Here is a 22711-nt window from a genome sequence, read left to right on the forward strand (position 1 = left end):
GTTTACATACGGGACCGCCCACGCGCGGGCGGTCCGGCCGGGGTTGAGCCCCCGGCCTTTGGCCGATCAGAGCACGGCACCGGGATTGCCGTCCACATTGCGCAGTCTGGGCACTGCGGGGATGGGCGTCTTCACGACCTTCTGGTTCTTGAGCCAGCGGGCGACGAGGTCGAACACCGGCTCGCCGCCGGCGTCGCGCGCGGCCTCGGAGACCGAGGCCCAGCCGGCGACCTTGTAGGTCTTCGATGCCTCGACCGGCTTGTCGCCGATGCGCATGTCGGAAATCCGCGACCCCATCGCCGCCGACGGATCGCAGCTGTAGGTCATGCCGCCGACGCGGACCATGTCGCCGCCCTGCTGGTGATAGGGGTCGACATTGAACAGGTTGTCGCAGACGTCCTCGAGCACGCCCTTGATCTGCTCGCCGGTCATCGGATTGACCGTGACCGCCGGATAGGTGATCGCGGTCTGGTCGAGCAGGTTCTCCATCGTGATCGCCTCGCCCGGCAGCACGGTCGTTCCCCACCGGAAGCCCGGCGAGAAGGCGATCTCGGCGTCCTTCTCGGCAATCAGCGCGTCGAGGATCACCTTGTCGAAGCTGCCGGTGAAGTTGCCGCGCCGATAGAGCAGACCCTCGGAGACAGCGAGCTTTTCGGCGAGCTTCGCCTCGTACGGCGCGCGGACCTTGGCGATCAGCGCCGCCATCTCCGGATCGGCGGGCAGCAGATTGGCGAAGACCGGCAGCAGCTTGTAGCGGAAATCCGCGACCTTGCCGTCGCGGACGTCGAGATCGAGCACGCCGACGAATTTGCCGTTCGAGCCGCCGCTGACCACCAGCGTCTTGCCCGCACCACTGGCGACGATCACCGGCTTCGGCGTCGCGTCGTGGGTATGGCCGCCGAGGATCGCATCGATGCCGGTCACGCGCGAGGCGAGCTTCAGGTCGACGTCCATGCCGTTGTGCGACAGCACGATCACGGCCCTGGCGCCGGCCGCGCGCGCCTCGTCGACGGTCTTCTGCATGGCCTCTTCCTGGATCCCGAGGGTCCAGTCGGGGATCATGTAGCGCGGGTTGGCGATCGGCAGATAGGGGAAGGCCTGGCCGATGATCGCGACCTTGACCCCGCCCATCTCGCGCATCGCATAGGACGCGAAGACGGGATCGCCGAAATCGGCGGTCTTGAGGTTCTGCGCGAGGATCTCGATCTTGCCGGCGAAGTCGCCGTCGGCGACCGCCTTGACCCGCTCCTGCCCGTAGGTCGCCTCCCAGTGCAGCGTCATGAAGTCGATGCCGAGGAGCTTGGAAGCGTCGACCATGTCCTGCGCCTTGGTCCACAGCGCCGTGCCGGAGCCCTGCCAGGAATCGCCACCGTCGAGCAGCAGGGCACCCGGCCGGCTCGCGCGGAGCCGCTTCACCAGCGTGGCGATATGAGCATAGCCGCCGGCCCGGCCGTAGATGCCGGCCTTGCGCTCGAAATCGAGGTAGGTGAAGGCGTGGGCCTCGGGCGTGTCGGCGGCGATGCCGAACCGCTCGAGGAACGCCCCGCCGACCAGATGCGGCACCTGACCCCGCATCGACCCGACGCCGAGATTGACGCTCGGCTCGCGGAACAGCAGCGGCTTCAGCTGGGCATGGGTGTCGGTGATGTGGATCACCGACACGTTGCCGAACGCCGGCACCTCGTAGAGCCGGTCGGCGGCCTGCTCGGCGCGCGCGATGTCGTCGGGCAGGCTCATGCCGGCAGCGCCGGCCGCAGCGAGGAGCTGCAGGAAATGACGGCGGTTCATCGTTCGAAGCTCCGCTCGGTCACTGGTTCACGGGAGACTTGGGATCGAGCAGCAGCGCCATCAGATCCCGGATCTGCTGGTCCGTGACGATGCCCATGTGGCCGGCGCGCGGCATGTTCGAACAGGCGTTCGTGGCCTTGGCGTTGAAGATCTTGCCCCAGGTGTAGCGCAACACGTCCTCGGAGCTGCCGCGCAATTTGCCGTAGTTGTAGAGGCTCGGGCCGATCGTGCCGTAGGAGATCTCGGTCTTGGAGATCTGATGGCAGTTGTAGCAATTGCCGCCGTTCGGTGCGTCGGCCTTGTCGGTCCAGGTCAGGCCGCGGCCGCTCTGGGCGATGGCCTCGCCGGCCTTGAAATCGCCGAGCCACTTGCCGTCGGCCGGATACTTGATCGTGGCCTCGTTCGCCGCCTCGATCTCGGCCTTGCGCTTCGCGCCCGCCGCGCTGGCCGCCATGGCGGGATCCGAACAGAACGCCTGCGTCGGGTCCTGCTCGAGGCGCTTTACGGTGGCGATGCCCTTGTCGCGGAAGCCGCTCTTCAGCATCGCCTGAAAGGCCGCGTCGTCGGCGCCTTCGCCCCAGCTCGTCGCATCGCCGGCCCGGGCCGCCCCCGCGGCGAACACGGCGAGAGCCACACCGGTGAGAGCCACACCGGTCAAGGCCGCATACATCGATCGCTTCGTCATGACCGTCCTCCTCACCGCTTGATGCCGGGCGTGTCCATCGTCGCGCCGTTGGCGGTCGCGGCGAGGAAGGTCGAGAGCGCGATCGTCACGTCGGACGCATAGACCGGCTCGGGGAAGCGCTGCTGACGGAAGCAGTCGTTGATGCGCCACTGCATGCCCCACATCTGGCCGGCGCTGACGCGGTAGGCCGGCCAACTGGACCAGGCCGCGCCCGCGCCCTTCTGGGCCGGTAGATAGGGCAGTTCCTGCAGGCGGATTCGGGTGTTCTCCTGGCCGTGGCAGGTCGCGCAGGAGAAGTCGTGCGGGCCGCCCTCGAAGTAGAACATCCGCTTGCCGAGCTCGAACATCTGCCGCTCCTTCGGATGCGACAGCGAGACGGCGACCTTCTCACCCTTGGACTCGCCCGAGATATAGGTCACGACCGCGTTGAGCTGGTCCTTCTCCGGGCTGCCGAACGGCGCGGCGATGAACTTGGCGACGTCGATGCCCTGGATGGTCGCCATGCAGGTCAGGATGCGCGACTCGGCATCCTGGACCTTGTCGGTGTCCTTGAAATAGCGGGGGAGATGGGCATAGGCGCCGTGAACGACGCCCGGTCCCATGCCGAGATCGCAGGTCTCGAGCGAGGCGTTCTTCGGGCCGGCGGGCTTCTTCCAGATCTCTTCGCCCTGGGCCTCGAAGAGTTCGGCCGGATTGCCGTCCTTCAAGGCCTCGCGATACTGCTCGATGCTCTGGATCGAAGCGTCACCCTCGGCCAGGGCCGTGCTTGCCGTTCCCGCGGCCATGGCGACGAGCATCGCCAGGCCGGCACCATGCCAGCGTCCCATATGCGCCTCCCCTTGGTCTTTTCTCGTTGTTCGGACGGCCGGACCGGTCAGGTCACGGTCGCCTCGTCGGTGCGGGTGTCGCCCTTGTTGTCGACCCAGGACACCACGACCTTATCGCCGGCCTTGCCGCCCTTGACCTTGAAGGACAGGAACGGGTTCTTGGAGACCGACGGTCCCCACTGCGCCTGCATCACGACCTTGTCGGCGAGCTTGGTGGTCACCTCGGCGATGAACCAGGCCGGCACGACGTTGCCGGAGGCGTCCTTGCGAAAGCCCGTTTCCATCTCGTGGTTCATCAGAACCTTGATCTCGGTCACGCCGTCCTTGGACGCGGCGCGGATCTTCATCGGATTGCCCATGTCGTTCTCCTTCGCGCGTCCTTGTCAGCCGCCGCAGCCGCCGAGCGTGACCTTGATTTCCTTGGCGGCGGAGTAGTACTTGCCGCCGGCCTTGACCAGGACGACCACGTTGGAGGTCTGGCCCATCTTGATGCGCGTGGTCACGTCGGGAAGCATGTCGGGGCCGAGGTCGAACAGCGCGGCGAGCATGTTCGGGTTCTTTTCGACCAGGAACGAGATCTGCGTCGTCTCGGGCAGCTTGCTGACCGCCTGAACCGGCACCACCGCGCCGTTCTCGGCGATGTCGGAGGCGAGGATCTGGATGTCGGCGCTCTCGGCGACGCCGGTCGCGCCGAGTTCCTTGTAGGTGTCGGCGAGCGTCTTGCCGTCGAAGGCGGCCTTGTTCCAGGCCGCGAAGGCGAGCTTGGGCCCGACCGTCGAGACGATCGCGGTCAGCAGGCCGAGGAGGCCGCCGCGGGCGAGCAGTGCCCGCCGGTTCAGTGTCGATTTCATCATGTCGTTCCTTCCTCCCTCGATTGGGCGCCCGCGCTTTGATCGGCGGATCACTTGTTCGGCGCGCCTGCCAGGATCCACGCCAGAAGCTTCTTCAGGTCCTCGTCCTTGATCTCCTCCTGGGGCGGCATGGCGACCGAACCCCAGACGCCTTCACCGCCGGCGCGGACCTTGGCGATGAGTTTAGCCGTAACGTCCTGGCCTTTGTACTTGTCCGCAACCTCGACGTAGCTCGGACCGACCAGCCGCGTCGTCGCGGCGTGGCAGCCGAGGCAGCCGGCGGTCTCGGCGATCGCGGCCGGCGAGGCCGGGCCCGCCTCGGCCTTGACCGAGGCCGCCGTCACCTGTCCGCGCACCGGGCCGACCAGGCGGTTCTGGTCGGCCAGATTGCCGTGCGAGGCGAGAGCATAGTCGGGCAAGGCCGAGCCGATCTCCACCTCCTTCTTGCAATCCTTCATGCAGGGCGCCGCTTGCACATCGGGCGCGACCGGTTTGCCGGAGAATTCGGTGCCCGGCCACAGCGCGTGGCTCCAGGTCATGCCGTTGCGGTTCGGCATCAGGCCCTGCACGTCGCGGATGGTCCTGTCATCGAGCACGAAATCGTCGGGCACGATCTCCGCGAGGTTCAGGAGATAGGCGAGGACCGCGTAGACCTCGTCGTTCGACAGCGACTTCGGCGCGTTCCAGGGCATGGCGCGCCGGATGTAGTCGAAGAGCGTCGAGACGGTCGCGACCTTCATGAAGGTCGTCCGCGCCGGATAGTCGGGGCGCTTCAGCGCCGCCGCATGACCCGAGGCGACGTCCTCCTTGGTGGTGCCGCCGACCAGCGGCGTGAACACCTTGTTGCTCTCGGCGAAGGTGCCGTGGCAGGAGGCGCATTTCTGCTCCCACACGGCCTCGCCCTGCGCGACGCTGCCGGAGCCCTTCGGCAGGCCGGCGAAATCCGGGCGGACGTCGATATCCCAGGCCTTCAGCTCGGCCGGCGTCGCCGGGCGGCCGACGCCGGTATAGGTGTCGAGCGCGAACCCGGCCGTGACGCCGGCGGCCGCCGAGAGGGCGAAGGCGGCTGCGAAGATCCGCGCGCGCTCAGAGAACCTGGACATTGCTCACGTCCCCGTTCATGGCGACCTTCCAGGACTGGATCGCGTTGTTGTGGTAGATCGACCGCGTGCCGCGGACGGCGCGGAGCATGCGGTAGCCCGGCTGCACGTAGCCGGTCTCATCCTGCGCGCGCGATTGCAGGATCGCCGGACGTCCGTCCCAGTCCCAGCCGACATTGAAGCGGGTCAGGCACTTCGAGAGCACCGGGGTCTGGAGCGTCGCCTCGACCCAGTTGATGCCGCCGTCGAAGGAGACGTCGACGCGCTTGATCTTGCCGCGTCCGGACCAGGCCAGGCCGCTCACGTTGTAGTGGCCCTTGTCGAGCAGGATCTGGCCGCCGGACGGGCTCGTGATCACCGACTTCGCCTCCTGGATCGAGGTGTACTGGCGGTGCTGGCCGTCGGGCATCAGGTCGATGTAGTGGACCGCCTCGTCCTTGGTCGCCCAGGGCTGGTCGCCGACCTTGATCCGCCGCAGCCACTTCACCCAGGAGACGCCCTGGACGCCCGGCACCACGAGGCGGAGCGGATAGCCGTTTTCCGGCCTGAGCATCTCGCCGTTCTGGCCGTAGGCGACCATGACCTCGCCGGAGAGCACCAGCTCGATCGGGATCGTGCGCGTCATCGACGAGCCGTCGGCGCCCTCGGCCAGCACGAACCTGGCCTTGGAGAGATCCGCGCCGCAATCCTCGAGCAGGGTGCGCAGCGGCACGCCGGTGAACTCGCTGCACGAGACCATGCCGTGGGTGTACTGCACGGTCGGCACGGCGACATTGCCCCATTCCATGCCGGTGTTGGCGCCGCATTCGATGAAATGCAGGCGCGAGACCGAGGGCAGGCGCATCAGGTCGTCGAGCGTGTAGACCTTCGGCTTCCTGACGAAGTCCTCGCTCATGCCGTGAACCATCAGGCGATGGCGCGACGGATCGATGTCGTGCCAACCCTGGTGATGGCGCTCAAAATGCAGGCCCGACGGCGTGATGATGCCGAACATGCCCTGGAGCGGCATGAAGGAGACGCTCGAGCCGGCCACCTGCGTCAGGCCGGGGCTCTGGCGCCGGACCATCGCGGTCTCGTATTTCGACGGCAGACCATAGGGCGTCGCGGCGACCGGCTGGCCGAGACTGGTCGACCACGGCGGCAGCTTCAGGATCGCATCGTCGCCGGCGTTCTCCGCAGCCGCGGCCGGACCGGCGGTCAGGGCCGCAGCGGCGGCGAGGAAGGAGCCCCGCAGAAAGTCGCGGCGCCCGGCCGATACCGCGGCGATCTCCTCGGCCGACAGGAAGCTCTCCGGCGCCGGCCTGATCCTCGGGCCGCCGCCCGTCCTGTCACGATCGCGTCTGATCATGCATCCCCCGAATGCCTCGTGTCGTCGCCGGAGACGATCCGGCGGCTCGGACGGGGGTGCAAATGCTCGCGCCGCGCCGGATTCGGGCGCGTCCGCTCGCTCAGCCGTTTTCTCTCCCCGTGTCCGGACTGGTTTCGCCGTCCGGAACTCCGATGGCCGCATGGAAGCGGACCGGCGCGAATTTTCCAATCGGGGTCGGTGCCGGGGGGATCTGGGGGTTTTCCCCTAGACGGCCGATCGATGGCGCTCTCAGGCGGAGATCTGGCCCGGCTCCGAGGCCCAGGCGATCAGTTGCGCGACCGAGGTGACGCCGGCCTTGGACATCAGGTTGTGCCGGTGGTTCTCGACCGTCTTGACCGAGATATCGAGCGCCGCGGCGATCGCCTTGTTGGTGCGGCCGGCGACGATATGGGCGAGCACTTCGCGCTCGCGATCGGTCAGCGACGACAGCCGCCGCTCGAGATCGCCCTGCCGGCGCCGCCGTTCGATCGCCTCGCGACTCTCCGCCAGCGCCTCGCCGATCCGATCGAGCAGAACCTGATCGTCGAAGGGCTTTTCGAGAAAGTCTATCGCGCCGTGCCGCATGGCGCGCACGGCCTTCGGCACGTCGCCATGGCCGGTGATGAAGATGACCCGGACGGCCGAGCCGCGCCGCTGCAGCTCGTTCTGCAGTTCCAGTCCGCTCAGGCCCGGCAGCCGCACGTCGAGCACGGCGCAACACGGGCGCTGATCGTCGAGCGCGCGCAGGAAATCCTGCGCCGAGGCCGAGGTCACGCAGCGATAGCCGAGCGACGAGACCAGGAAGTTCACGGAATCGCGCACATCCGGATCATCGTCGACGATGTGGACGATCGGCTCGATCTCAGACACCGGCATGCTCCTCGATCAGCGGCAGTTGGAAGCGGAAGGTGGTCCGGCCGGGCGTGTCGATATCGACCGCGAGGTGGCCGCCATGGGCCTCGACGATCGTCCGGCTCAGCGACAGGCCGAGGCCGAGACCCTCCGACTTGGTGGTGAAGAAGGCTTCGAACAGCAGCGGCACCGCGCCCGGCGCGACGCCGGCGCCATTGTCGGTCACGCCGACGTCGAGCACGTGATCGCGGACCCGGGACCAGACCAGGATGCGGCCGTCCGGCTGTTTCGACACGGCGTCGAGCGCGTTCTGGAGCAGGTTCAGCACGACCTCCTCGATCTGGAGCCGGTCCGCGCGGATCGTCGGCAGCGCGGCCGGGATGTCGGTCTCGATCGTCACGGCACGGCCGGCGGCGGTCGGTTCGAACAGGGCGAGCGCATCGGCGAGCACGGCGGCCGGATCGACCGGCACTTGGCGCGAGGGGTTCTTGCGGACGAACTCGCGCATGCGCTTGACGATGGCGCCGGCGCGCTCCGCCTGCACGGCGATGCGCTCGACGCCGGCGCGGACGCCCTCGAGATCGGTGCCGCTCGCCAGCCGGCGCTCGCAGCCGCGCGCGTAGCTGACGATGGCGGCCAGCGGCTGGTTGATCTCATGGGCGAGCGAGCTCGCCATCTCGCCCATCAGCGACAGGCGGACGGTGTGCTCCATCTGCTCGCCCTTCAGCCGCGCCAGTTCATGGGCCCGCTGCAGCTCGGCGGTGCGCTTGCGCAGGAGATGGGCGACGCGCATGACGTGGATGATCCACCACAGCGCCGCGGTCGCCGCCAGCATGGCCCAATAGCGGTTCGCCCAGGCGAAATCGAGCATGCCGAGCCTGGAGAACGGCGCGTAGGGGCCGATCTTGAGCGTGCGATAGAGATCCTGCACGGGCTGATAGTCCTCGGGCGCCGTCCAGACCACATCGCCTTCGCGCGGCTGCATGGCGAGGAGCACGCGGGCGACGTCCCGGCCGAGGCCCGGCGAGGTCTGGACCACCTGCACGAACGGCCAACCCGGATAGAGCCGGGTCGAGACGTGGCAGCGCTGGGTCCCCGAGGGGCGGCGGCCGACGACGCGGAACTCGTCGGCGCGCGCCCGCCCCTCCGCGATCAGGGCCTCCAGGACGCAGGAACGCACGACGCCGGCATCGGCCTGCCCAGACCGCAATGCCGCCACCACGCCGTCGACCGGGTAGCCGACGAACAGCATGTTCGCGTCGGCTCGGAGATCAAGCCCGCGCTCCGACGCCTCGCGCTCGACCGCCCGGAAGCCGAAGGCATCGGGCGCGACCGCCGCGACCCGCTTTCCCTTCAGGTCCGTGAGCTGCCAGAGGTCTTCGGCGCGGGCCGGCACGATCACGGCGGCGGCGACTGCCTCGGAGGCCGAGGTGCCGTCCATGTCCTGCTCGGTCGCGATCGCCTTAGCGGAATAGTCGATCTCCAGTTCGAGGTAATGGCCGGGATTGGTGATCACGAAATCGAGCCGGTTCGACGCCACGGCGCCGGTCAGGAACGCGGCGCTGCCGGGCACCAATTCGAACCGGCGATCGGGCAGCGCGCGGCCGAGCTCGGCGACGGTCGCGGCCCAGCGACTCGCGGCCTCCTCGGTGCCGCGATAGGCGAGCACGCCGATGCGGACCACCGGACGGTCGTCGGCGGGCGCCGGCGCGACGAAGCCCGATCCGGCCAGCACGGCGGCGATCACCACCCCGCGGATGTAGGCGCCCCCGAGATCAGTCGCATCGCAGACGTCCGCACCGTCGCGCCTCGGCGATCATGCCGGCGATGGTCGAGGGGCCCGGCCAGCCGATGAAGGCCCGGCCGGCAATCGCGAAGGTCGGTGTCACACGGATGCCGAGCGCGTGCGCGCGGCTCGTCTGCGCGTCGACCTCCAGAGCGGCCGCCCCTGCGACGGCCGGCGCGTCGATCGCATCGAGATCGATCCCCTCGGCCCGCGCAATCGCGCGGGCACGCGGTTCGTCGAGAAAACCGCGGTGGCCGAGCAGGGCGAGGTGCAACGCGCGCGCCGATGCCGGGCCGAACAGGTGAAACACGGCCTGCTGCAGGATCGCTACGGCGCGCGAGGCCGGCGAGAGGATCGGATGGTGCACGAGCGTGAGCGCGACACGGCCGTCGCGCTCGACCAGCGCGTCGAGCGGCACCGCCGCACTCCGGCAGTAGCCGCAATTGTAGTCGAAGACCTCGCCGATCACGATGTCCGGCGCGGTGCCGCCGATCCGCTGGAGCCCGGCGAGCCCCGCGAAGGCCTCGGCCGGCAAGGCGCGGTTCCGGATCGGCGAACCATCGTCGGAGGCCAGCGCGAGAGCATCCGCGGGCGGCGATCCGGCGCGGGCGCTCCCCATCGAGGCCCGAGCCGCCCAGGCATTCGCGAAGCCGCCGATCGCGAGGCGGCACCAGGCGCGCCGGTCGAGCATCATCACAGGATCACCACCGAAACTCCGATCGGGATCGCGGCACATTCCTGCAAACGTCGCGGGATTTCAATCGGTTTGGTAACACGCGCGCCGGTGGCGCCCACGGCTGCGGAGCGATCCGGGTCGGCGTCAGTGCCGATCGAGGCGCCTGAGCGCCCCCGAGGCGAAGCCGGCGAGCGAGACCAGACCGCCGGCGATGCCGGTCGCGACGAACAGGCCGCGGATCCCCATCCACTCGCCGAGCGGCGTCGCGAAGGCCAATCCGACCGGCGCCGCCAGGGCGATGACGGTATTCATCAGCGACAGGACGCGCCCCTGCAGATGATGCGGGACGGTGGTCTGGAGCAAGGCCGTCAAGGGCGCCTCGCCGAGCACGAAGGTCGCCCCGCTCAGCACCCACCAGGCCAAGGCGAGCGTGAAGAACTCGCGGGGCATGGCGGCCGAGGCCGCGAAGGCGAAGCAAGACACCGCAAAGCCACCGAGGATCCAGCGGATGTGCCGCCGCGGCGCCCATGCCGTCACGGCGAGCCCTCCGACCAGCATGCCGATTCCCCAAAGCGCCTCCATCACGGCGACCTGCGCGGCGCCGCCGCCGAAATGCTGCGTGACCAGCAGTGGCACCAGCGTCGCCGACGGCATCAGCACCAGCACGACCGCCGCCTGGAGCAGGAACAGGTCGCGCAGGCCCGCATTGCCCGCGACCGCGCGGACACCGTCGCGGAATTCCGTCCAGAGGTTCGATGCCGCCTGCCTTGGCTCGCCCGGCTGGGGAATCGTGAAGACGAGCAGGGGCACGATCCCGAGCACGGCCGTGACCACGTCGATCGCCAGCGCCCAGCCGATCGGCATCGCGCTGAGTGCGAGCGCGCCGAGCGGCGCGGCGGCGACGAACATGACGCCTTCCAGCGTCTGACCGAGACCGGCCGCGCGCGCCAGGAAGCGGCGCGGCACGAGCAGCGATGTGCTCGCGAGCGCGGCCGGCGCCTGAAAGGCCTGCATCGCGCTGCGGATGAACAGCATCGCATAGATGTGCCACAGCTCGATCCGATCGCTCAGGAACAGCACGATGAGCACGGCCATGCATAGCGCGCTGACGGCATCGGCGCCGATCATCAGGAGACGGCGGCTGTAGCGGTCCGCGAACAGACCGCCGATCGGGCCGAGCAGCGCCTGCGGCAGCAGCGCGGCGAGCCCCGCCGTGGCGAGCTCCGCGACGCTGCCGGTCGCCTCGGTGATCCACCACATCAGCACGAACTGGGTCAGGGCCGAGCCGACCAGCGACAGGGCCTGGCCGAGGAAGATCGACCAGTAGCGCAGACGCCAGCGTTGTCCGGGACCGACAGGATCGATGGAGTGCGATCCGGCTCCGGGCTGAGAACCGATTTCGGTCACGGTCATGCTCGTTGTCTCGCGTCCCCGGGCGCGGAAAGGAGAAGGGCTGCGGGGTCGTGCTTGTCGGTCGCCCTGGTCGGAGATGCGTGGAGGTATTGTGGAGGTTCCGTCGAGGCGCCCGTCGCCGCCTCGACGCGGCCGCGTCGGCATGCCATCCCCATGGCCACCACAATGAAGCCTGTTGCCATGAACGCCCTTGTCCTGATTGCCGAAGACGAGACCGAGATCGCCGAAATCCTCGATGCCTATTTGACGCGCGAGGGATTTCGAACCGTACGTGCCGCCGACGGCAGGACCGCGGTCGACCTGCATCTGACGCTGAAGCCGGATCTCATCCTGCTCGACGTGACCATGCCGCGACTGGACGGCTGGGAGGTGCTGGCCGAGGTCCGGCGCCGCGGCGATACGCCGGTCATCATGGTGACCGCGCTCGACAAGGACATCGACCGCCTGCAGGGCCTGCGCGTCGGCGCCGACGATTACGTCGTCAAGCCATTCAACCCGATCGAGGTGGTGGCGCGCGCGAAGGCGGTGCTGCGGCGCGCCGGGCTCGCCCAGGCGGGCGGCCTGCTGCGCGCCGGCGCGCTCAGCATCGATCTCGACGGCTACATGGCGAAGGTCGGCGCGGACGGTCGCACGACGCCGCTGCAACTGACCTTGACCGAGTTTCGGATCCTTGCCCACATGGCGCGGGCACCGATGAAGGTGTTCACGCGCAGCGAGCTGGTCGATGCCTGCCTGCCCGGCGGCGATGCGCTCGACCGCACCGTCGACAGTCATGTCAGCAATCTGCGCCGCAAGCTGGAGCAAGCCGGCGCGGCGGGCATGCTCGCCGGCGTGCGCGGTGTCGGCTACCGATTGACGATGCTCGAATGATCGGACGTCGCGGCCTGAGCCGCCAGATCTTCCTGTCGATGGCGATCGTCACGGTCGTGGCGGCGGTGGTCGTGTTCGTCGGCCTCTATATCGCCTTCGCCGTCATCTTCACGTTCTTTCCGACGCTGATCGACTACGAGGAATGGCTGCCATCGAGCACGGAACTGCTGATCTTCCTGCTCCTGATCATCCCGTCCCTGATCGTCGCCTCGGTGGTGGCGCTGAAGCTGGCGAACCGCATCCTGGCGCCGCTCAACTCGATCGCCGAGAGCGCGCGCCGCATCGCCGGCGGTGATCTGACCGCGCGCGCCCTGCCGGGCGACCGGACGCTCGGGGAGACGGCCCATCTGGTCAGCGACTTCAACGCCATGGCGCAGCGGCTTCAGGACATGGCCGACGAGATGGCGGCCTGGAACGCGGCCATCGCACATGAGCTGCGCACGCCGCTGACGATCCTGCGCGGCATGCTGCAGGGCATCGCCGACGGCGTCTTCACGCCCGACGAGCAGCGGATCCGGACGCTGCTCCTGCAGACGGAAGGCCTGTCGCGGCTGGTCGACGACCTGCGCGTCGTGACGCTGGCCGAAACCAGGCGCCTGGACCTGCAGATCGAGACCGTCGCGGTCGCGACCGAGATCCAGCACATACTCGATCTGACCGGTCCGGCTCTCTCGGACGCAGGGCTCTCGGTCGAGCTCGCGACATTCGACATCGCCATCGAAGCGGACGGCATGCGGATCCGGCAGGCGCTGCTGGCGCTGATCGAGAACGCCCGTCGCTATGCGACGCCCGGACGCCTGCTGATCGCCACGCTGGTCATCGACGACACGGTCGTGATCCGGGTCGAGGATGATGGCCCCGGCCTGGAACCCGACTTCGCAAAGCGGGCGTTCGAGACTTTCAGCCGCGGCGAGGCCTCCCGCTCGCGCCGCTCCGGCGGCTCAGGTCTCGGGCTCTCGGTCGTGCGGGCGATCGCCGAGGCGCATGGCGGGACGGTGTCGTACCGACGCTCGGCACGCGGCGGAGCGACATTCGATCTCATATTGCCGCGGTCACGGGGCGGCTAGAAGCAATTCGTCCGCCTTCGGCACGGCGCAGGTGATCGCCTGCTCCTCCGCGCCGATGCCGGCGACCAATCGGCCATCACCGACGACGTCTTCCTGAGCCCCGATCAGAGGAACCCGATCGAGAACACCGGGAAGGCTGCTACCAGCAGCAGGCCGATCACCAGAGCGGCCATGTAGGGCCAGATCCGGGTCAGTCCCGCATTCGGGTCGACGTTGCCGATCGAACAGGCGGCGTAGTAGCCGAGGCCGAACGGCGGCGTGAACAGGCCGATGCCCATCGCCAGGATGATCACCATCGCATAGTGGACCTCGTGCACCCCGAGCGCCTTGGCCGCCGGGAACAGGAGCGGGCCGAACAGGACCATGGCCGGGATGCCCTCCAGGATGCTGCCGAGCACGATGAACACCACGATCGACACGGCCAGGAAGCCCCAGCGCCCACCGGGCACGCTGGTCATCGCCGCGGCGAGCGCATGCGAAAAGTTCGACTGCGTCAGCGCCCAGGCCATCGAGGTCGCCGCGCCGATGATGAACAGGATCGCGCCGGCGAGCGCCGCGGTCTTCACCAACGCGGGATAGAGCGCCGCCCAGTCGAAGCGCCGGTAGACCAGGAGCCCGACGACGACCGTATAGACGATGCCGATCGTCGACACCTCGGTCGCCGTCGCGACGCCTTCCGACACCGCGAGCCGGATCAGAACCGGCAGCAGCAGCGCCGGGATGGCGTAGACGAAGGTCGCGCCGATCTCTGCCCCCGAGGCGCGCGAGCGCTTGACCGTCTCCGGCTCGACCATCCGCCGCTTGGCGACGATGGCGAGCGCGATCGCCAGCACCACGCCCGGTACGATACCGCCCGTGAACAGGGCAGAGATCGAGACGCCGGCGACCGAGCCTATGATGATCAGCACGATCGATGGCGGGATCGTCTCCGCCATGGCGCCGGAGGCCGCGAGCAGCGACACCAGCTCGCCGTCATGAATGCCGCGCTTGCGCATGCCCGGGAACAGGACCGGTGCCACGGCCGCCATGTCGGCGGTCTTGGCGCCGGAGATGCCCGAGACGAGCAGCATGGCGCCGAGCAGCACATAGGCGAGACCGCCGCGGACATGGCCGACCAGCGTGATCAGGAACCCGACCATCGCCTCGGCCATGCGGGTCATCACGATCAGATGGCCGAGCAGGATGAACAGCGGCACGGCGAGCAGCACGAGCGAGCTGACGCCCTCGTCGATGCGGCCGGTGACCACCTCGAGCGGCGTCGTCGTCATGGTCAGGAGGTAGGCGACCGTCGACATGCCGAAGCAGAAGGCGATCGGTACGCCGGCGAGCACGCCGAGGCCCATCAGAACCGCGAAGAACACGAACAGGTTCCAGTTGCCGATCGCTTTCAGGGCCGGCGTTGCGAAGTGCAATCCCGCGCCGATCACCAGGAGCACGGCGGCGACGACCAGCAGATCGGCCAGACGGGCGCGCAGCAGGCGCAGCACCGAGACCGCCAGCATCAGGCCGATGCCGACCGGCACCGCGGCGGCCCGCAGGCTGTCGTGCAGGCCGAGCGCCGGCGTTTGCACGAAGTCCTGGTCCTCGGCGAAGTTCAGCGCGGGCTGCAGCATGACGGCCAGGAACAGGGCCGGCACGGCGATCGCAAAGGCCTCGAGACGCGCGCGGTTGACGGCCGAGACTCGCTCCACCAGCGCCGTCATGCGCATGTGCTGGCCGTGGCTCAGGGCGAGAACCGCCCCGAGCATGGCGAGCCAGAGAAACGTGATCGAGGCGAGTTCGTCCGACCAGGTGAGCGGCCGATTGAACACGAAACGCGCGATCACACCGGTCAGCAGGATCACGATCTCCGCAACCACCGCAAACGCGGCAGGGATCTCGACAATCCGCGTCAACAGACGCTCGAGCGTGTCGACGAGCCGCGGCGGTCCGGCGGCGGAAGTCATGACACCGGCCATCATCACCCGAGCTCCCCGACGTTCTGCTGCAGGACGCCCCAGGCTGCTTCGCCGAACTTGGCGCGCCAGTCCTTGTAGAACGAGGTCTTGGCCAGCACCGCGCGGAACGCTTCCTTGTCGACATCGACGAAGGTCAGGCCCTTGGCCGCGAGATCGGCCTTCAGGCTCTGGCTCAGCGCCGCGATATCGGCGCGCTCGGCGTCGGCGGCGATGCCGAACTCACGCGCGACGATCTCCTGGACATCCTGCGGCAGGCGCGAGAAGGCGCGGCGGTTGCCGAGGATCCAGTAGGCGTCCCAGACGTGGCTGGTCAGGCTGCAGAACTTCTGCACCTCGTAGAGCTTCGCCGTCGCGATGATCGGCAGCGGGTTTTCCTGCCCCTCGACGACCTTGGTCTGCAGTGCCGAATAGACCTCGTTGAAATTGATCGGCGTCGGGCCGGCGCCGAGTGCCTGGAACAGGCTGGTCAGGATCGGTGCCGCCGGCACGCGCATCTTGAAGCCCTTGAGATCGTCGGGCGTACGGATCTCGCGGGTCGAGGAGGTCAGCTGGCGGAAGCCATTGTCCCAAGGCTTGGAGACCGCGAAGATGCCGGCCTTCTCGATCTCCTTGCGCACGACCTCGCCGAGCGAGCCATCCATCGCCGCCCAGACCTTGTCATAGGAGGCGAAGGCGAAGCCCGTGTTGACGATGCCTGCCGTCGAGACGAGTGTCGCCAGCACCGAGCTCGCGATGTTGATCATCTCGACCGCGCCGTTGCGCACCTGGCCGATCATGTCGGTGTCGGAACCGAGCTGATTGGCCGGGAACACGTTGATCTCGAGCCGGCCACCGCTCTTTTCCTTGACACGGTCGGCGGCCTCCTTGGCGCGCTTGTTGACCGGATGGCTCGGATCCTGGCCGGTCGCGAGCTTGAAGGTGAATTCGGCCGCCTTGGCCGGGCGCGACAGGATAGAGACGAGCGGCAGGCTTGCCGCCGTGGCGACGAGCGCCCGGCGGGTGACGCGGATGGTCATGGATATCTCCTTAGGTTCGTTTCCTCGAGCCCCCGGCCTTGTTTTCTGCCGGTGGGCGGTGGCTCTGACGGCGTGCCGTCAGAGCCGGGCCTTGACGGCCTCGACGACCGCGCGGGTCGACAGGCCGTAGCGGTCGTGCAGCGTCGGCAGCGCGCCGGCGTCCAGGAAGGCATCGGGCAGTGCGATCTGGTGGAAGCCGGAGGGCATCGCACGCGCCCGCATCAGAATGCCCGCGACCGCCTCGCCGAGACCGCCGACGATCGTGTGGTTCTCCGCGGTGACGACCAGTCGGCCGGGCTTGCCGGCCTCGCGCAGGATCGTCTCCACGTCGAGCGGCTTCAGCGTCGGGACATGCAGGACGCCGGCGGAGATATTGTCCTTGGCCAGCTCTTCGGCCGCTTCGAGCGTGCGCATGGTCATCAGGCCGGTCGACACGAACAACACGTCGGCGCCGTCACGGACGAGCTTGGCCTTGCCGAGCTCGAACTTGTAGTCGTAGCGGTCGAGCACGGCCGGCACGTTGCCGCGCAGGAGCCGCATGTAGACGGGTCCCTTGTGATCGGCGATCTGCGGCACCGCCTGCTCGATGTCGAGCGCATCGCAAGGGTCGATCACCGTCATGTTCGGCAGCGCACGGAAGATCGCCAGATCCTCGGTCGCCTGATGCGACGGGCCGTAGCCGGTGGTGAGGCCCGGCAGCGCACAGACGATCTTGACGTCGAGCGCTTCCTCCGCGATCGCCATGCAGATGAAGTCATAGGCCCGCCGCGAGGCGAACACCGCGTAAGTCGTCACGAAGGGCGTGAAGCCTTCGCGCGCGATCCCGGCGGCGGCGCTCATCAAGAGCTGCTCGGCCATGCCCATCTGGTAGAACCGATCCGGGAACGCGTTCGCGAACACATGCAGGTCGGTGTACTTCGAGAGATCCGCGGTCATGCCGACGATCTCGGGCCGCTCCTTGGCGAGCGCGACCAGCGCGTGGCCGAACGGCGCCGGCCGGGTCGCCTGCCCCTCGGCGGCGATCGAGGCGATCATCGCCGAGGTCTTGAGCCGGACCTTCTCTTCGCCGGGCGCGAGCGGCTTCGGCTTCAAGGCCTGATGGCGCCAACGGGTGTGGTGGTTCATGACGGCCTCCCGGCGTCGAGGATGTCGATGGCGCGCGACCATTCGGACGCGTCGACGCGGACGAAATGCGTGATCTCGCGCTCTTCGAGGAAGGGCACGCCCTTGCACATCTTGGTGTCGAAGATGATCACGCGCGGCTGCGCAACCGGGTGCGCCTTGGCGGCGTCGAAGGCGGCACGAACCGCATCGATGTCGTTGCCGTTCACGCGCTGGGTGAACCAGCCAAACGCTTCCCATTTCGGCGCCAGCGGCTCGAATCCGAGCATCTTGGTCGACGGACCGTCGGCCTGCTGATTGTTGACGTCGACGAGCGCGATCAGGTTGTCGAGCTTCCAGTGGGCCGCGCTCATGGCCGCCTCCCAGGTCGAACCCTCGTCGAGTTCGCCGTCGGACAGCAGGTTGATCACCCAGTTCTTCGCCTGCTTGCGCTTGAGACCGAGCGCCATGCCAACCGATATGCCGAGACCCTGGCCGAGCGAGCCGCCGGTGATCTCCATGCCCGGCGTATAGGCCGCCATGCCCGACATCGGCAGCCGGCTGTCGTCGCCGCCATAGGTCATCATCTCGTCTTCCGGAATGATGCCGGCCTCGACCAGCGCCGCGTAGAGCGCGATCGCGTAGTGACCGATCGACAGGCAGAAGCGGTCGCGGCCCTCCCAATAAGGATCCTCGGGCCGGTAGGTCATGGCGTGGAAGTAGGACACGGCGAGCACGTCGGCGACGCCGAGCGCCTGGCCGATGTAGCCCTGGCCCTGCACTTCTCCCATGACGAGGGCGTTGCGCCGGATGCGGTAGGCCCGCTCGGCAAGACTGACGTTGGTGCGCGGCGATGGCGCGGGTGCGGTCATGACGGATCTCCGTCGTCACGCCCCCTGCGACGGAGGCGATCGGCGACATTGGGAAAAAGAGGCCGACGCCTCAGGGAGCGCCGGCCAGTTCGCGATCAATGAATGAGCATGCCGCCGTTCACGTCGATCACGGCGCCGGTCACGTAGGCCGAAAGATCGGAGGCGAGGAACGCGTAGATCCCGGCGACGTCCTCCGCCGCGCCGAGGCGGCCGAGCGGGATGCCCTCGAGGATCTTCGCCTTGAGCTCGTCGGTGAGCTTGCCGCCGGTGATGTCGGTCGCGATCAAGCCGGGCGTCACGCAGTTGACGCGGATGCCGTCCGGTCCGAGTTCGCGCGCCATCGCCTTGGCGAGGCCGAGCACGCCGGCCTTGGCGGCCGAATAATGCGGACCACCGAAAATGCCGCCGCCACGCTGGGCGGAGACCGACGACATGCAGGCGATCGAGCCGGCCTTGCGCGAACGCATGTGGGGCACCACGGCCTGGGACAGGAACAACACGCCGTCGAGATTGACCGCCTGGATGCGATCCCAGTCGGCGGGCGAGATCTCCATGAACTTCACGGGCTGGGTGATGCCGGCATTGTTGATCAGGATGTCGATCTGGCCGAAAGCGGCGAGTACCTCATCGATGGCGGCCTGGCACGAGGCCTTGTCGGCGACGTTGCAGCTGACGCCGATATGGCCGGCGCCGAGTTCGGCCGCCGCCTCGCGCGCCGCCGCGGCGTCAATGTCGAGGATCGCGACACGGGCCCCCTCGGCCACGAAGCGCTGCGCCGTCGCGCGCCCGATGCCGCGTTTCGACGCCGCGCCGGAAATCACCGCCGTCTTGTCCCGCAAAAGCATTCCGAACCTCCCTCGGGTTTCTCTTGTTGCCCAAGGGATCGCATCGCGGGCCGCCTCCTACAAACGCATATTTGTCATGTTGCGGTGAATCTGATTCACTCAAATCATGCTCGACACGATCCCCCTATCCACCATCAGGGCCTTCGAGGCCGCCGCGCGAACCGGATCCTTTCGCAGTGCAGCGAATGAGCTTCATCTGACCCCGAGCGCCGTCAGCCACGCGATCCGCAAACTGGAGTCCCTGCTCGGCGCGACGCTGTTCCGGCGCGATGCCCGTACTGTGACCCTGACGCCGGCCGGCGAGGCGCTGATGACCCATGTCTCGGCGGCCTTCGAGGAGTTGCGGCGCGGCGTGGCACTGGTGACCAAGCGCGGGCCGCAGATCCTGCGCCTGCACGCCGCGCCGAGCTTCGCGGCGAAGTGGCTGTCGCCGCGGCTGGCCCGGTTCCTCGCGCTCGAACCCGGGATCGAGGTGCGGCTGGCCGCCGGCACCGACTATGCCCGCTTCGTCAACGACGACTTCGACGTCGATATCGTCTACGGCGTGCCGCGCGCCGACGGGGCGGAGTATGTGCCGCTGGTCGAGGAGACGATGACCCCGCTCTGCGCGCCGGAACTCGCATCGCGGATCCGGACGCCGCGCGATCTCTACGGCGAGGTCCTGATCCGCTCCGAGGTGAAGCGCGTGCAGTGGCACCACTGGTTCACGGCCAATGGCCTGGAGCCGCCGGCCGCGCACGGCATGCGGTTCGACCGCAGCTTTCTCGCCCTCGCGGCCGCGGCGGACGGCGTCGGTGTAGCGATGGAATCGACCCTGCTCGCCGAGCGCGAACTCGCCGACGGCCGGCTCGTCGCTCCCCTACGGGGGCGATCGGAGGACGTCCGCTACATCGGCCACTATCTGGCCTTCCCGAAAGGCAATCGCCAGCGCCGCGTCGTCCGCGCCTTCACCGACTGGATCCAGCACGAACTAGGCCTCGCCTGACGATCGCGATCGGACCCGAGGATCGTGTCCCGTCAGGTGGCGTCGCTGACGAGAACGGTGGTCAGTGCCGGAGCGCCGGTATGGTCGGAGTTGCGAGAGCCAACCCGACGAGGGACCACCGATGACCGACCCGATGATGAGCCCGCGGACGCTCGTGGAGAAGAGCGCCGACGCCGATGTCTCGGAGAGATGATCGGCTTCGCCGCCGAGCGCCTGCTGGAGCTGAAATCGGCGCCCACACCGGTGCCGAACGGGGCGAGATGGCCCGATCGAACGCGATTGGCCCTATCCGCGGATCGACGCCAAATACCTGAAGGCCCGTCAGAACGGGCAGATTGTCTTGGCGGCAACGTCATCTGGTCCTCGAGTTGGGCCAGAGCGAACTTCAAGCTGGATCAGGGCTGAGGGGTAACGTCACAATTGTCGCGGATTTGTCGTGTCGTCGGACGCGAGTCCGTGTCTCGACACACGAAAGCCCGCCGGTTTTTTGACCTGGCGGGCTTTGGTGTGTGTTTTGTTTGGTTGCGGGGGCCAGATTTGAACTGACGACCTTCAGGTTATGAGCCTGACGAGCTACCGGGCTGCTCCACCCCGCGTGAGGTGTTTTTCGTGCTTGTGTCCGATTATATGGGTCCTTGTCCGGTCGGGACGTGGGGGCCACGGGATCGGGTCGACCAAGCAACGACGCCCTCGGACTTCGGGAAGAAGTGCGAGGGCGTTGGAGAGGATCGTCCGTCGGATCGAGAAGGTTTCGCGCGGCGGGCGCCGTCCGGAGGACCGGGGGCCGCGCCTTGCGGGTTCGTGTGTGATTGACTTGCGCTCTGCAGGCCTGGCAGCGACCTACTCTCCCGCGTCTTGAGACGAAGTACCATTGGCGCTGGGGGGTTTTACGGCCGAGTTCGGAATGGGATCGGGTACAGGCCCCCCGCTAGAACCACCAGGCCGGCGGAACGCAAGGGTGAAGAGGTCTTCGGCGGTGTTTTGTCACCGCCGCGTGCAGGGATGAATGTCGATCCTTCGCTCGGGAAGGATCATTCGATGGATATCGATAAATGAGAGCGATCAAGCCGATCGAGCTATTAGTACCAGTCAGCTCAACGCATTACTGCGCTTACACATCTGGCCTATCGACGTGGTCGTCTTCCACGGCTCTGTTTTGCGAGACCTTGTTTTGACGTGGGTTTCCCGCTTAGATGCCTTCAGCGGTTATCCCGTCCGCACATAGCTACCCTGCACTGCCGTTGGCACGACAACAGGTCCACCAGTGGTGCGTCCATCCCGGTCCTCTCGTACTAAGGACAGATCGTCTCAAGTCTCGAACACCCACGGCAGATAGGGACCGAACTGTCTCACGACGTTCTGAACCCAACTCACGTACCACTTTAATCGGCGAACAGCCGAACCCTTGGGACCTGCTCCAGCCCCAGGATGTGATGAGTCGACATCGAGGTGCCAAACCTTCCCGTCGATATGGACTCTTGGGGAAGATCAGCCTGTTATCCCCGGCGTACCTTTTATCCGTTGAGCGATGGCCCGTCCACGTGGGACCACCGGATCACTATGGCCGACTTTCGTCTCTGCTCGACTTGTCAGTCTCGCAGTCAGGCAGGCTTATGCCATTGCACTCAACGAGCGATTTCCGACCGCTCTGAGCCCACCATCGCGCGCCTCCGTTACTCTTTGGGAGGCGACCGCCCCAGTCAAACTGCCCACCATGCGCTGTCCTGGACCCTGTGGGGCCGCAGTTAGACAGTCATGACGATAAGGGTGGTATTTCAAGGATGGCTCCACACGAGCTGGCGCCCATGCTTCAATGCCTACCACCTATCCTACACATGCCGACACGAATGCCAGCGCAAAGTTGCAGTAAAGGTGCACGGGGTCTTTCCGTCTAACCGCAGGAACCCCGCATCTTCACGGGGAATTCAATTTCACTGAGTCTCTGCTGGAGACAGCGGGGAAGTCGTTACGCCATTCGTGCAGGTCGGAACTTACCCGACAAGGAATTTCGCTACCTTAGGACCGTTATAGTTACGGCCGCCGTTTACCGGGGCTTCGATTCAAAGCTTGCACCTCTCCTCTTAACCTTCCGGCACCGGGCAGGCGTCAGACCCTATACGTCGCCTTGCGGCTTCGCAGAGCCCTGTGTTTTAGGTAAACAGTCGCCACCCCCTGGCTTGTGCCCCCTGAACCTGCTTGCGCAAGCCCAGGGCCTCCTTATCCCGAAGTTACGGAGGCAATTTGCCGAGTTCCTTCAGCAGAGTTCTCTCAAGCGCCTTGGTATGCTCTACCAGTCCACCTGTGTCGGTTTCGGGTACGGTCTATACGGGAGGCTGTTTCCTGGAACTCCTTCGCTGCCCGATCAATCCGATAAGATCGAACAACACACGGAATTCGTCACTACTCCCAGGCCCTCGATTGTTCACGAGGTTCCCATCGACTACGCCTTTCGGCCTCGCCTTAGGGGCCGGCTAACCCTGCGCAGATTAACTTTACGCAGGAACCCTTGGACTTTCGGCGAGAGTGTCTCTCACACTCTTTATCGTTACTCATGTCAGCATTCGCACTTCCCATACCTCCACGGCGTCTCGCGACTACCGCTTCATCAGCTTAGGGAACGCTCCGCTACCGCTCTTTCGAGCCCACAGCTTCGGCACGTGGCTTGAGCCCC

General features: G+C 67.2%; 19 protein-coding genes, 1 tRNA gene, 2 rRNA genes and 1 pseudogene (1 of these 23 cut by a window edge). 4 read left to right on the forward strand and 19 right to left on the reverse strand.

What is annotated here, in order from left to right; genetic code table 11:
- Window positions 1-66: 66 nt before the first annotated feature.
- From soxB to ABS361_17205, 11 genes are all read right to left on the reverse strand, one after another.
- Window positions 67-1788 (reverse strand): thiosulfohydrolase SoxB, encoded by a 1722-nt coding sequence (gene soxB, locus ABS361_17155; protein ID XBY43785.1) that lies wholly within the window; start codon window positions 1786-1788, stop codon window positions 67-69.
- Between the two features lie 19 nt (window positions 1789-1807).
- A complete protein-coding gene (soxX, locus tag ABS361_17160; GenBank protein ID XBY43786.1) occupies window positions 1808-2473 on the reverse strand; it encodes a sulfur oxidation c-type cytochrome SoxX in 666 nt (221 codons plus the stop codon).
- A gap of 11 nt (window positions 2474-2484) precedes the next feature.
- Window positions 2485-3300, reverse strand: a complete 816-nt coding sequence (gene soxA, locus ABS361_17165; GenBank protein ID XBY43787.1) for a sulfur oxidation c-type cytochrome SoxA — start codon at window positions 3298-3300, stop codon at window positions 2485-2487.
- A 47-nt stretch (window positions 3301-3347) separates the two neighbouring features.
- On the reverse strand, window positions 3348-3659 hold the full coding sequence (soxZ, locus tag ABS361_17170) for a thiosulfate oxidation carrier complex protein SoxZ (protein ID XBY43788.1): 312 nt from the start codon (window positions 3657-3659) through the stop codon (window positions 3348-3350).
- A 24-nt stretch (window positions 3660-3683) separates the two neighbouring features.
- A complete protein-coding gene (soxY, locus tag ABS361_17175) occupies window positions 3684-4154 on the reverse strand; it encodes a thiosulfate oxidation carrier protein SoxY (GenBank protein ID XBY43789.1) in 471 nt (156 codons plus the stop codon).
- A 47-nt stretch (window positions 4155-4201) separates the two neighbouring features.
- Window positions 4202-5254, reverse strand: a complete 1053-nt coding sequence (locus ABS361_17180) for a c-type cytochrome (GenBank protein XBY43790.1) — start codon at window positions 5252-5254, stop codon at window positions 4202-4204.
- Window positions 5238-6599, reverse strand: a complete 1362-nt coding sequence (gene soxC / locus ABS361_17185; GenBank protein ID XBY43791.1) for a sulfite dehydrogenase — start codon at window positions 6597-6599, stop codon at window positions 5238-5240. The genes ABS361_17180 and soxC overlap by 17 nt, the downstream gene beginning before the upstream one ends.
- A 249-nt stretch (window positions 6600-6848) precedes the next feature.
- A complete protein-coding gene (locus tag ABS361_17190; GenBank protein ID XBY43792.1) occupies window positions 6849-7469 on the reverse strand; it encodes a response regulator in 621 nt (206 codons plus the stop codon).
- Window positions 7462-9186 (reverse strand): PhnD/SsuA/transferrin family substrate-binding protein, encoded by a 1725-nt coding sequence (locus tag ABS361_17195; GenBank protein ID XBY43793.1) that lies wholly within the window; start codon window positions 9184-9186, stop codon window positions 7462-7464. The genes ABS361_17190 and ABS361_17195 overlap by 8 nt, the downstream gene beginning before the upstream one ends.
- 40 nt (window positions 9187-9226) lie before the next feature.
- A complete protein-coding gene (locus ABS361_17200) occupies window positions 9227-9931 on the reverse strand; it encodes a DsbA family protein (GenBank protein ID XBY43794.1) in 705 nt (234 codons plus the stop codon).
- A 126-nt stretch (window positions 9932-10057) separates the two neighbouring features.
- Window positions 10058-11326, reverse strand: coding sequence for an MFS transporter (locus ABS361_17205; GenBank protein XBY43795.1), 1269 nt, complete (start codon window positions 11324-11326; stop codon window positions 10058-10060).
- Between the two features lie 180 nt (window positions 11327-11506).
- Here ABS361_17205 and ABS361_17210 point away from each other — a divergent pair, with 180 nt between their 5' ends.
- The gene (locus ABS361_17210; GenBank protein XBY46927.1) at window positions 11507-12196 is read left to right on the forward strand and encodes a response regulator; all 690 of its coding nucleotides are present in this window, start codon (window positions 11507-11509) and stop codon (window positions 12194-12196) included.
- A complete protein-coding gene (locus ABS361_17215; GenBank protein ID XBY43796.1) occupies window positions 12193-13263 on the forward strand; it encodes an ATP-binding protein in 1071 nt (356 codons plus the stop codon). Before ABS361_17210 ends, ABS361_17215 begins: the two co-directional genes overlap by 4 nt.
- A gap of 104 nt (window positions 13264-13367) precedes the next feature.
- Here the strand turns inward: ABS361_17215 and ABS361_17220 are convergent, their stop codons facing one another.
- The 5 genes from ABS361_17220 to ABS361_17240 form a co-directional block, all read right to left on the reverse strand.
- The gene (locus tag ABS361_17220; GenBank protein XBY43797.1) at window positions 13368-15224 is read right to left on the reverse strand and encodes a TRAP transporter large permease subunit; all 1857 of its coding nucleotides are present in this window, start codon (window positions 15222-15224) and stop codon (window positions 13368-13370) included.
- Window positions 15224-16237, reverse strand: a complete 1014-nt coding sequence (locus ABS361_17225; protein XBY43798.1) for a TRAP transporter substrate-binding protein — start codon at window positions 16235-16237, stop codon at window positions 15224-15226. Before ABS361_17225 ends, ABS361_17220 begins: the two co-directional genes overlap by 1 nt.
- Before the next feature lie 78 nt (window positions 16238-16315).
- The gene (locus ABS361_17230; protein ID XBY46928.1) at window positions 16316-17272 is read right to left on the reverse strand and encodes a transketolase family protein; all 957 of its coding nucleotides are present in this window, start codon (window positions 17270-17272) and stop codon (window positions 16316-16318) included.
- Window positions 17273-17358: 86 nt separating this feature from the next.
- The gene (locus ABS361_17235; protein ID XBY43799.1) at window positions 17359-18210 is read right to left on the reverse strand and encodes a transketolase; all 852 of its coding nucleotides are present in this window, start codon (window positions 18208-18210) and stop codon (window positions 17359-17361) included.
- A gap of 95 nt (window positions 18211-18305) precedes the next feature.
- On the reverse strand, window positions 18306-19055 hold the full coding sequence (locus ABS361_17240) for a glucose 1-dehydrogenase (protein XBY43800.1): 750 nt from the start codon (window positions 19053-19055) through the stop codon (window positions 18306-18308).
- A 106-nt stretch (window positions 19056-19161) separates the two neighbouring features.
- On the opposite strand from ABS361_17240, the gene ABS361_17245 reads away from it, so the two are divergent.
- Window positions 19162-20040, forward strand: coding sequence for a LysR substrate-binding domain-containing protein (locus ABS361_17245; GenBank protein ID XBY43801.1), 879 nt, complete (start codon window positions 19162-19164; stop codon window positions 20038-20040).
- 121 nt (window positions 20041-20161) lie between these two features.
- Window positions 20162-20300 (forward strand): annotated as a pseudogene (locus tag ABS361_17250) (IS256 family transposase).
- Between the two features lie 259 nt (window positions 20301-20559).
- Here the strand turns inward: ABS361_17250 and ABS361_17255 are convergent.
- The 3 genes from ABS361_17255 to ABS361_17265 all read right to left on the reverse strand — a co-directional run.
- Window positions 20560-20636, reverse strand: a tRNA-Met gene (locus ABS361_17255).
- A 231-nt stretch (window positions 20637-20867) separates the two neighbouring features.
- Window positions 20868-20982 (reverse strand): 5S ribosomal RNA (gene rrf, locus ABS361_17260).
- 116 nt (window positions 20983-21098) lie between these two features.
- Window positions 21099-22711 (reverse strand): 23S ribosomal RNA (locus ABS361_17265) (it continues 1109 nt past the right edge of the window).

The organism is Ancalomicrobiaceae bacterium S20, from assembly GCA_040269895.1.
Lineage (GTDB): Bacteria > Pseudomonadota > Alphaproteobacteria > Rhizobiales > Ancalomicrobiaceae > Methyloraptor > Methyloraptor flagellatus.

Excerpts from the sequence above, each read along its gene's own strand:
- soxX (XBY43786.1), bottom strand. The coding sequence starts at position 2,473 with ATGACGAAGCGATCGATGTATGCGGCCTTGACCGGTGTGGCTCTCACC.
- ABS361_17240 (XBY43800.1), bottom strand. The coding sequence starts at position 19,055 with ATGCTTTTGCGGGACAAGACGGCGGTGATTTCCGGCGCGGCGTCGAAA.
- ABS361_17200 (XBY43794.1), bottom strand. The coding sequence starts at position 9,931 with ATGATGCTCGACCGGCGCGCCTGGTGCCGCCTCGCGATCGGCGGCTTC.
- soxZ (XBY43788.1), bottom strand. The coding sequence starts at position 3,659 with ATGGGCAATCCGATGAAGATCCGCGCCGCGTCCAAGGACGGCGTGACC.
- ABS361_17220 (XBY43797.1), bottom strand. The coding sequence starts at position 15,224 with ATGATGGCCGGTGTCATGACTTCCGCCGCCGGACCGCCGCGGCTCGTC.
- ABS361_17235 (XBY43799.1), bottom strand. The coding sequence starts at position 18,210 with ATGACCGCACCCGCGCCATCGCCGCGCACCAACGTCAGTCTTGCCGAG.
- ABS361_17180 (XBY43790.1), bottom strand. The coding sequence starts at position 5,254 with ATGTCCAGGTTCTCTGAGCGCGCGCGGATCTTCGCAGCCGCCTTCGCC.
- ABS361_17210 (XBY46927.1), top strand. The coding sequence starts at position 11,507 with ATGAACGCCCTTGTCCTGATTGCCGAAGACGAGACCGAGATCGCCGAA.
- ABS361_17215 (XBY43796.1), top strand. The coding sequence starts at position 12,193 with ATGATCGGACGTCGCGGCCTGAGCCGCCAGATCTTCCTGTCGATGGCG.
- soxA (XBY43787.1), bottom strand. The coding sequence starts at position 3,300 with ATGGGACGCTGGCATGGTGCCGGCCTGGCGATGCTCGTCGCCATGGCC.
- ABS361_17245 (XBY43801.1), top strand. The coding sequence starts at position 19,162 with ATGCTCGACACGATCCCCCTATCCACCATCAGGGCCTTCGAGGCCGCC.
- ABS361_17205 (XBY43795.1), bottom strand. The coding sequence starts at position 11,326 with ATGACCGTGACCGAAATCGGTTCTCAGCCCGGAGCCGGATCGCACTCC.
- ABS361_17225 (XBY43798.1), bottom strand. The coding sequence starts at position 16,237 with ATGACCATCCGCGTCACCCGCCGGGCGCTCGTCGCCACGGCGGCAAGC.
- soxY (XBY43789.1), bottom strand. The coding sequence starts at position 4,154 with ATGATGAAATCGACACTGAACCGGCGGGCACTGCTCGCCCGCGGCGGC.
- soxB (XBY43785.1), bottom strand. The coding sequence starts at position 1,788 with ATGAACCGCCGTCATTTCCTGCAGCTCCTCGCTGCGGCCGGCGCTGCC.
- ABS361_17230 (XBY46928.1), bottom strand. The coding sequence starts at position 17,272 with ATGATCGCCTCGATCGCCGCCGAGGGGCAGGCGACCCGGCCGGCGCCG.
- soxC (XBY43791.1), bottom strand. The coding sequence starts at position 6,599 with ATGATCAGACGCGATCGTGACAGGACGGGCGGCGGCCCGAGGATCAGG.